An 8,468-nucleotide genomic window follows, 5' to 3' on the forward strand; every position below is an offset into this window, starting at 1 on the left:
GACAGGCTCGGCCTGTGTTGTAAGCAGGCGCGGCTATTCCGCCGCCGAAGCCAGCGGCCTGATCCGCGCCATCATCGAGCGCAGCACGGCCGGCTTCAGCGGCTTGTTGATCACCGGCACGTCGAGCCGGCCTGCCGATGCGCGCACTTCGCTCGATCGGTCGGCCGTGACCAGCACGGCCGGCAAGTCCTGGCCGTGGAGCGCCCGCAGCGTCGCGATCGCGTCGAGCCCGGTGCCGCTGTCGAGATGATAGTCCGCCAGCACGATGTCTGGCCGGCTCTCCGCCGATCCCGCCAACTGCCCGGCGCCGGTGAGCGTTTCGACATGGCAGCCCCAGCCTTCGAGCAACAGCCGCATGCCGTCGAGAATGCGGGCATCGTTGTCGATGCACAGCACCTTGAGGCCGGCAAGCGAGGAGGCCGCGCGCGCCGGCGCCTTCTCGATCTCGCGCCGGGGCGCCGCGACCGCGGCCACCGGCAGGATGACGGAGAAGCGGGTGCCCTTGCCGGGATTGGAGAAGATGCGGATCTCCAGCCTCAGCACCCTGGCGATACGGTCGACGATCGAAAGGCCAAGGCCAAGCCCCTCGGCCTCGCGCGCGCCTTCGTCCAGCCGGGTGAATTCGTGGAACACCGTGTTCAGCTTGTCGCCGGCAATGCCGATGCCGGTATCGATCACCTGGATCTCGGCCAGCGACCCCCGCCGCCTGACGCCGACCAGGATGCGGCCATGGCGGGTGTATTTGATCGCGTTCGAGACCAGATTCTGGATCAGGCGGCGCAACAGGTTGCGGTCCGTCACCACGGTAAGCGACGACGGCATGATGGTGAGTTCGAGCTTCTTTTCGGCGGCCATCGGCCGGAAGTCGGTGCCGATCTGGCGCAGCAGCCCGTCGAGGCTGAAGGCGGTGTCGTCGGGCTTCATGGCGCCTGCGTCGAGGCGAGAAATGTCGAGCACGGCGCCCAAAATGGTCTCGACCGACTCCAGCGAGGATTCGATGTTGACCGCGGCCTTGCCGGCGGGACCCTTGCCAGCCTTCTCGATCAGCGACGAGCAGTAGAGCCGGGCGGCGTTGAGCGGCTGCAGGATGTCGTGGCCGGCGGCGGCGAGGAAGCGCGTCTTGCCGAGGTTGGCCTCCTCGGCCAGCATCTGCGCCTGCGCCAGCTCTTCGTTGACGCGGGTCAGTTCGATGGTGCGGGTCTTCACCCGCTGCTCCAGCGATTCATTGGCCCGCTTCAGCGCCAGGTCCTGTTCGACGCGGCCGGAAATGTCGGCATAGGTGGCGACGATGCCGCCGTCCGGCATTGGGTTGGAGCGCAGTTCCAGGATGCGGCCGCTGGTCTTCAGCTCCATCTGCCAGGGGCCGGCAAAACTGGTCAGGCGGTTGAGCATCGCCACGCGCTGGTCGGCCGCGATATCGCCGCGCTCGGCGAGGTGGCGCAGGATCCGGTCGAGCGAGACGCCGACCTGGCCCATTTCGTCGGGCAGGCCGAACAGCGCCCGGTACTGGCGGTTCCAGCAGATGAGGCGGAAATCCCGGTCGAAGACGGTGATACCTTGCTCCATCTGGTCGAGCGCGATCTGCAGCAGGTCGCGATTGTGCTGCAGCGCCTCGGTGGCGTCGTCGAGCAGGCGGAAGGCGTCCTTGGAATCGCGGTCGTTGCGGCGAAACAGCAGCGACAGGATCAGCCGCGCCGAGGACGAGCCGACGGCGCTCGCCAAGAGCTGTTCCGAGAAACGGATGACCTCCATGTTGGCCTGCTCGTTGCCATGCAGCGTCACGCCATTGCTCTTCTCGAACGACTGGAAGGAGCGCTCGGTGCGCTCGACGCCGAGATAGCGGGAGATCGTGTCCTTGAGGTCGTTGACGGTCACGGCAGTGCGGAAGCGGCGCAGGCTCGGCATCGGGCCGGCCTCACGCGGCACGAAGATCGCCGCCTGGATGCGCTCCAGCGGCACCGACGCGCGGGAGAGCGAGCCGAGCACGAAGAACAGCGCATTGATCGACAGGCTCCACAGCACGCCATGGTTCAGCGGCTCGGCGACGGTACCGAACAGCGCTTGCGGCCGAAGCGCTTCGAAACCGAACAGGCCGTGGACGATGATGTCGGCGTCGGAACCCACCAGCGAAGGCAGGAGCAGCGTGTAAGCCCACACCAGAATGCCGGCGACCATGCCGAGCGCGGCCCCTCTGCCGTTGGCGCCGCGCCAGATCAGCCCGCCGATCAAAGCCGGCGCGAACTGCGCGATGGCCGCGAACGACATCAGGCCGATCGAGGACAGCCGCGCGCTGTTGGTGCTTTCGCGATAATAGAGGAAGGCGATGAACAGCATGATGAAGATCGCGCCGCGCCGCACATTGAGGATGAGCGTGGACCAGTCCTCGTTTTCCGAGGTCGAGGTCCTGAGCAGGCGGCGCACGAACAGCGGAATGACGAGGTCGTTGGAGATCATGATCGACAGCGCCACGCTCTCGACGATGACCATCGCGGTCGCCGCCGACAGGCCGCCGATGAAGGCGGCCATGGCCAGCAGATCATGGCCGCTGAACAGGGGCAGCGACAAGACGTAGAGGTCGCTGCTGGTCCTGTCGCCGACCAGCGCCAGGCCGGCGAAGGCGATCGGCAGCACGAACAGGTTGATCGCCACCAGGTAAAGCGGGAACACCCAGGTCGCGGTGCGCAGTTCCGCCTCGCTGCGGTTCTCGACGATGGTGACGTAGAACTGGCGCGGCAGCATCAGGATGGCAAAACCGCTGAGGCAGGTCAGCACCAGCCAGGTGGCCAGCGAGGTGCCATAGCCCATCGCCTGACGCGCCTGTGCATAGTCGGCAAGCTTGTCGAACATGTCGCCGGGACCGCCGAAGATCAGGAACGTCACCATCAGGCCTATGGCGAGGAAGGCGGCGAGCTTGACCACGGTTTCCACCGCAACCGCCAGCACCAGCCCGTCCTGGTGCTCCGTGGCGTCGGCATGGCGGGTGCCGAACAGCACCGCGAACAGCGCCAGCAGCATCGCCACCACCAGCGAGATGTCGCTCACAAAAGGATCGAAAGAGGGCGGCGAGCCGGTGTAATGCTCGACCATCAGGCTGACCGAGCCGGAGATCGCCTTCAATTGCAGCGCGATGTAGGGCACGGCGCCGATGGTCGCGATCAGCGTGGCGATCGCCGCGACGGTGAAACTCTTGCCGTACCGGGCGCCGAGAAAGTCGGCGACGGAGGTGATCTTCTCGGTCTTTGCCAACCTGACTATGCGGTTGAGCAGCGGAAAGCCGAACACGAACACAAGCACCGGGCCGGTGTAGATGCCGAGGAATTCCAGGCCGCGCTCGGAGGACAGGCCGACCGAGCCGAAGAAGGTCCAGGAGGTGCAGTAGATGGCAAGGCTGAGCGCATAGATGAAGGGTCGCGCCCGGCCGAGCCCGGCCGCCGCAGCGCGCCGGTCGCCGATGCTCGCTATGGCAAAGAGCAGCGTCACATAGGCGATCGCGATGATGACGATGAACCAGCCCTGCACGGTTCGAACCTCCTCCCTGGCCGGTCTCGCGTCGGCCCATGCCAGACGCAATCACAGCTTCGAGGTCGAGTCCATCGCGGCTTTCGGCGCATAGCGGCGGAGGGCAATGGCCGCGGGCGGCCAGCAGAAAGCGGTGCCCTGGCCCTTTTTCCCGTTTTGCAACCGGGGGTTTTTGTTATGCTAAGCGAGGGCCGGCGCCGAGTGGAGCTGGGGACGGCAGCGTGGCCACGGCAAGGAGGGTCGAATGCTGAAAGAATTCCAGGAATTCATTTCCAAGGGCAATGTCATGGACTTGGCCGTCGGTGTCATCATCGGCGCCGCCTTCGGCAAGATCGTCACTTCGCTGGTCGACGACGTCATCATGCCGATCGTCGGTGCGATCTTCGGTGGGCTGGACTTCAACAACTACTTCTTCGGACTGTCCTCGAACGTCCATTCGCCCGCGCTGGCCGACGCCAAGAAGGAGGGCGCCGTTTTTGCGTATGGCAGCTTCATCACCGCAGTACTGAACTTCCTCATCCTTGCCTTCATCATCTTCCTGATGGTCAAGGCCGTGAACGGCATACGCAAGCGGCTCGAGCGCGAGAAGCCCGCGGCACCTGCGGCGCCGCCGCCCGCCGATATTGCGCTGCTTACCGAAATTCGCGATCTTCTCGCCAGGAAATAGCGCGCAGCGGATTTCTGGACCAAAACCCCGGCCGTTCGCGGCCGGGGTTTTCTGTTTGCGGCCGTCGTAAAACACGCTAGCTGTCGGCAAACCAAGCGGATTCTTGCATGACCCTGATCCAGACCTTGCGCGCCGAGGCGCGCGCTGCGCCCGAAAGCGGCATCGTCGCCGTGATCAACCATGGCCGGCTGCGCGACGGCATGATCCCGCTTTGGGCCGGCGAGGGCGATCTGCCGACGCCTTCCTTCATCAGCGATGCCGCCGCCCGTGGGCTCGCCGCCGGCGAGACCTTCTACACCTGGCAGAAGGGCATTCCGGAGCTCAGGCAGGCGCTTGCCCGCTACTATGGCCGGCATTTCGCCAAGAGCTTCGCCGATGAGGAATTCATCGTAACCGCGTCGGGCATGCACGCCATCCAGCTGGCGATCGACGCGCTCGCCGGCCAGGGCGACGAGGTGATCTATCTGTCGCCGGCCTGGCCGAATTTCGCCGCCGCGGCCGGTGTGGCGGGCGCCGTTCCGGTCGCGGTCACGCTCGATCCGTCCGGCAATGGCTGGTCCTGCGACGTCGACAAGATCGCCGCGGCGATCACGCCGCGCACCAAGGCGCTGTTCGTCAACACGCCGTCCAACCCGACCGGCTGGACCGCCGACAGGGAAACGCTGCAGGCGATCCTCGACCTTGCCCGCCAAAGCGGCGTCTGGATCATCGCCGACGAGATCTACTCGCATTTCCACTATGGAAGCGGCCGCGCCCCGTCCTTCCTCGACATCGCGACGGCAGAAGACCGCATCCTGTTCGTCAACAGCTTCTCCAAGAACTGGGCGATGACGGGCTGGCGCGTCGGCTGGATCAAGACCCACCCCGCCTTGCAGCAGGTGTTCGAGAACCTGATCCAGTATTCGACCTCGGGTGTCGCCCAATTCATGCAGCGCGGCGCCGTCGCCGCCCTCGACGAGGGGGATGCCTTCATCGTCGAACAGGTCGAGCGTGCGCACGCGGCGCGCGACCTGGTCTGCGGCATTCTGGGCGCGACCGGCAAGGCACGCTTCACCGTGCCGCAGGGCGCCTTCTATCTGTTCTTCACCGTCGACGGCATCACCGATTCCCGAACCGCCGCCTTCGACATCGTCGACCATGCCAATGTCGGCCTGGCGCCCGGCACCGCCTTCGGCCCAGGCGGTGAGGCCTTCCTCAGGCTATGCTTCCACCGCCGCCTCGACCAACTCGAGGAAGCGGCGCATCGCCTGGCGAAGTGGATGACGACGATTTGAGCAAGGCTGGATTGTGGGTCAGGCAAGTTCTTGCCTGAACGGCTTACTTTCGAAGGGCGGTGCCGCCCCTCATCCACCTGCCGGCACCTTCTCCCCGCGAAGGACGGGGAGAAGGGAGGGCCGCAACCTCGCCGCTCTTTCCGCGACGCGCCAAGTGGCGAAACCATCAACGCCAGCGCTTTTCTCCCCGTTCTTCACGGGGAGAAATGTCCGGCAGGACAATGAGGGGCAGCGCCAGCGTTCTATGATTGGCAGGACCTGTTACCCATCACCGCCCACAAACCACCAGCAGGTCACCCGCCCGACTTCGGCACCAGCAGGGGAATGATCCGGTCGGTCTTGGCGACGGCCGGCCGTCCTGTCGAGGCGTAGGGGATGCCGAGCGCGTCCCAAGTCTCCACCAATGCGTCCTGCAATTCGGCGATCAGCGCGTCCGAATGGAACGGCGTCGGCGTAATGCGCAGCCGCTCGGTGCCGCGCGGCACCGTCGGGTAGTTGATCGGCTGGATATAGATGCCGTGCACGCCGAGCAGGCGGTCGCTGGCCATCTTGCAGAGCTCGGGATCGCCGACCAGCACCGGCACGATGTGGGTGGGCGATTCCATCACCGGCAGGCCGGCGGCGGCAAGCACTTCCTTGGTCCGCGACGCCTGACGCTGCTGTGCCTCGCGCTCGGCCTGCGAGCGCTTGAGATGCCGGATCGAGGTGGTGGCGGCGGCGGCGACAGCCGGCGGCAGCGCCGTGGTGAAGATGAAGCCCGGCGCGTAGGAGCGCACGGCGTCGATCACAGCGCTGGTGCCGGTGATATAGCCGCCGAGCGTGCCGAAGGCCTTGGCAAGCGTGCCCTCGATGATGTCGATACGGTCGGCCAGCCCCTCGCGCTCGGTGATGCCGCCGCCGCGCGCACCGTACATGCCGACGGCATGGACCTCGTCGATATAGGTCATGGCGTTGTAGCGCTCGGCGAGGTCGACGATCTGCTTGATGGGCGCGATGTCGCCGTCCATCGAATAGACGCTCTCGAACACGATCAGCTTGGCGCGCTCGCGTCCCGCCGCCTGCAGCAGGCTTTCTAGATGCGCGATGTCATTGTGGCGGAAGATCTTCTTTTCGGCACCCGAACGGCGCACGCCCTCGATCATTGAGGCGTGGTTGAGCTCATCCGAGATGATCAGGCAGTTCGGCAGCAGCCGCGCGATGGTCGAGATCGAGGCCTCGTTGGAGACGAAGCCGGAGGTGAAGACCAGCGCTGCTTCCTTGTCGTGCAGGTCCGCCAGCTCCAGTTCGAGCTCGACCAGCGGGTTGCTGGTGCCGGAGATGTTGCGGGTGCCGCCGGCGCCCGAGCCCATCCTGCCGGCCGCCTTCTGGAAGGCGGCGATGACGTCCGGATGCTGGCCCATGCCGAGATAGTCGTTGGAGCACCAGACGGTGATTTCCTGGGCGCGGCCGTTGGAGCGCCAGATCGCGCGCGGGAACTTGCCGACGATGCGTTCGAGGTCGGCGAAGACGCGGTAGCGCCGCTCCGCGTGGAGCTGGTCGATCGCTTCCTCGAAGAACCGCTGGTAGTTCATGTCGCCTTCCCAATTTTGCGCCGGATCATAGTCATTGCCCCATTCGGCGTCCACCGGCCGCTTCCGGTCAAAATGCCACGCCCCGAGCCTGTTTCTAACGACCACGGATCGTGGCCTATTCCCTTGATGTGGATCAACTTTGTTTCAGTACGATGCCTTGGGCTCCGGCGACTGTTACGCATTTGACACTGGAGTTTTATTCGCCTTGCGGCGCGCTTTCCAGTAAGGCGGCCTTGAGACAGTTTCCAATAAATCTTGACCAGCGAGGATACGGATGGCGGTTTTGGTGACGGGCGGTGCCGGTTATATCGGCAGCCATATGGTCTGGGAGCTCCTGGACGCGGGCGAGAGCGTCGTCGTTCTCGACCGGCTTTCGACCGGTTTCGAATGGGCGGTTGCGCCGGAGGCCAAGCTCGTCGTTGGCGATGTCGGCGATCGTGAACTGGTCGGCCAGATCATCAGGGACAACAAGGTCGACGCCATTATCCATTTCGCCGGCTCGATCGTGGTGCCCCAATCGGTCGCCGACCCCCTCGGCTACTATGAGAACAACACTTCCAAGACGCGCACGCTGATCGAGACCGCGGTGCGCGAGGGCGTGCCGCATTTCATCTTCTCCTCCACCGCCGCCGTCTATGGCGGGGCCGGGTTGGAGCCGGTGCACGAGGATGCGCGGCTGGCGCCGGTTTCTCCCTATGGCCTGTCCAAGCTGATGAGCGAATGGATGTTGCGCGACGCGGCGAAGGCGCATGATATCCGCTACACGGCGCTGCGCTATTTCAACGTCGCCGGGGCCGACCCCAAGGGCCGTACCGGACAGTCGACGCCCGGCGCCACGCATCTGATCAAGGTCGCCTGCGAGACCGCGCTCGGCAAGCGCCCCTTCATGCAGGTGTTCGGCACCGACTATCCGACGCCGGACGGCACCTGTATCCGCGATTACATCCATGTCAGCGACCTGGCGGCGGCACACCGGCTGGCGCTGCAGCGGCTGCGCGCCGGCGGAGAGAGCCTTGTCGCCAATTGCGGCTACAGCCACGGCTATTCGGTGCTGGAAGTGATCGACAGCGTGCGCCGCGCCTTCGGCCGTGATTTCGAGGTCAAGATGGGCGATCGCCGCCCGGGCGACGCCGCCGCCATTGTCGCCAATTCCGACCTCGCCCGCGCTGAGCTTGGTTGGACGCCGCAGCGCGACGATCTCGATCGGATCGTTGCCGACGCGCTGGCCTGGGAGCGGATTTTGACGGGGAAGAATTCGGCGAGGGGATAGGGGTGCTTTTGCCAGGGCCGAATTACATTTCGGTCCGCCAGCGCTGCCCCTCACCTGCCTGCCGGCATCCTTGTAACTTGTCCCTTGCCGACTCTGCTATTGCAGCAGGTGCGGTGGCGGACGAGAGACCGGAGCATCTTTGGGCCTTGAAGCCCGTGGGAGAGCGA

5 protein-coding genes are annotated in these 8,468 nt (G+C 65.3%); 3 read left to right on the forward strand and 2 right to left on the reverse strand.

Going from position 1 to position 8,468, the window contains the following annotated elements:
- Positions 1-33: 33 nt before the first annotated feature.
- The gene (locus EN780_RS05225; protein ID WP_128272443.1) at positions 34-3,519 is read right to left on the reverse strand and encodes a PAS domain-containing hybrid sensor histidine kinase/response regulator; all 3,486 of its coding nucleotides are present in this window, start codon (positions 3,517-3,519) and stop codon (positions 34-36) included.
- 244 nt (positions 3,520-3,763) lie between these two features.
- Here EN780_RS05225 and mscL point away from each other — a divergent pair, with 244 nt between their 5' ends.
- Both mscL and EN780_RS05235 read left to right on the forward strand, forming a co-directional pair.
- Positions 3,764-4,186, forward strand: coding sequence for a large conductance mechanosensitive channel protein MscL (mscL, locus tag EN780_RS05230; RefSeq protein WP_128272445.1), 423 nt, complete (start codon positions 3,764-3,766; stop codon positions 4,184-4,186).
- A 107-nt stretch (positions 4,187-4,293) separates the two neighbouring features.
- Positions 4,294-5,460: a pyridoxal phosphate-dependent aminotransferase gene (locus tag EN780_RS05235; protein WP_128272447.1), complete on the forward strand. Its 1,167-nt coding sequence runs from the start codon at positions 4,294-4,296 to the stop codon at positions 5,458-5,460.
- A gap of 293 nt (positions 5,461-5,753) precedes the next feature.
- Here the strand turns inward: EN780_RS05235 and hemA are convergent, their stop codons facing one another.
- The gene (gene hemA, locus EN780_RS05240; RefSeq protein ID WP_127391463.1) at positions 5,754-7,031 is read right to left on the reverse strand and encodes a 5-aminolevulinate synthase; all 1,278 of its coding nucleotides are present in this window, start codon (positions 7,029-7,031) and stop codon (positions 5,754-5,756) included.
- 274 nt (positions 7,032-7,305) lie between these two features.
- On the opposite strand from hemA, the gene galE reads away from it, so the two are divergent.
- A complete protein-coding gene (galE, locus tag EN780_RS05245) occupies positions 7,306-8,301 on the forward strand; it encodes a UDP-glucose 4-epimerase GalE (protein WP_128272449.1) in 996 nt (331 codons plus the stop codon).
- The last annotated feature ends 167 nt before the right edge of the window (positions 8,302-8,468 follow it).

This window comes from Mesorhizobium sp. M4B.F.Ca.ET.089.01.1.1, from assembly GCF_004022605.1.
GTDB classification, from domain to species: domain Bacteria; phylum Pseudomonadota; class Alphaproteobacteria; order Rhizobiales; family Rhizobiaceae; genus Mesorhizobium; species Mesorhizobium abyssinicae.